At 44.8% G+C, this 744-nt stretch carries 1 protein-coding gene; it reads right to left on the reverse strand.

Annotated features, from left to right (window positions below; translation table 11 throughout):
• Positions 1-261 precede the first annotated feature (261 nt).
• Positions 262-744: D-glycero-beta-D-manno-heptose 1-phosphate adenylyltransferase (gene rfaE2 / locus R7P74_RS26235; RefSeq protein ID WP_318123568.1), on the reverse strand; the 483-nt coding region annotated here is incomplete at its 5' end.

A 744-nucleotide genomic window follows, 5' to 3' on the forward strand; every position in this document is an offset into this window, starting at 1 on the left:
CGAACAAGACATCTTGGATGTGGATGCAGGTTTGAAACCAGCGAAATAACGTTCAGTTATACAATGAAATTAAAACGCCAGTTGATTCTTCAACTGGCGTTTTTTGTTGTCTATCATTCGATGCAAAGTACCTAACATTGTACGCATAGCGATTATCTCGCAAATGCATTGCTATACCAGAACGTAGGACAACAAGCATAGAAAAACAAAAAGGCCGCTTTGCAGCGACCTTCCAGATAGTGTTGTTCAAAGCAGTAAGGCTTAGCCTTTGCCGCCTTTAATTGCATTGATGATTTCGCTGGTTGAGCAACCATCTTCAAAGTTCAAAACACGAACTTCACCACCTGCCGCAATCACTTCTTTACCACCGGCAATCTCTTCTGGTTTGTAGTCACCGCCTTTAACTAACATGCTTGGCAGCACTTCAGAGATCAGACGCTGTGGCGTATCTTCACTAAACGGAACAACCCAGTCAACTGCACCTAAACCTGCCAATACTGCCATACGGCGATCGGTTGGGTTTACTGGACGACCAGGGCCTTTTAAACGCTTTACAGACTCATCGGTATTTACTGCGACAATTAGGCGATCACCTAGCTCAGCAGCATGATTAAGGTAAGACACATGACCAGCGTGAAGAATATCAAAACAGCCATTGGTCATGACGACTTTCTCGCCACGAGCACGTGCTTTTTTCACCGCTTCGATCAGTGCTTTTTCTGAGATGACACCAAAGTCGGTATC

Source organism: Vibrio sp. 2033, assembly GCF_033339735.1.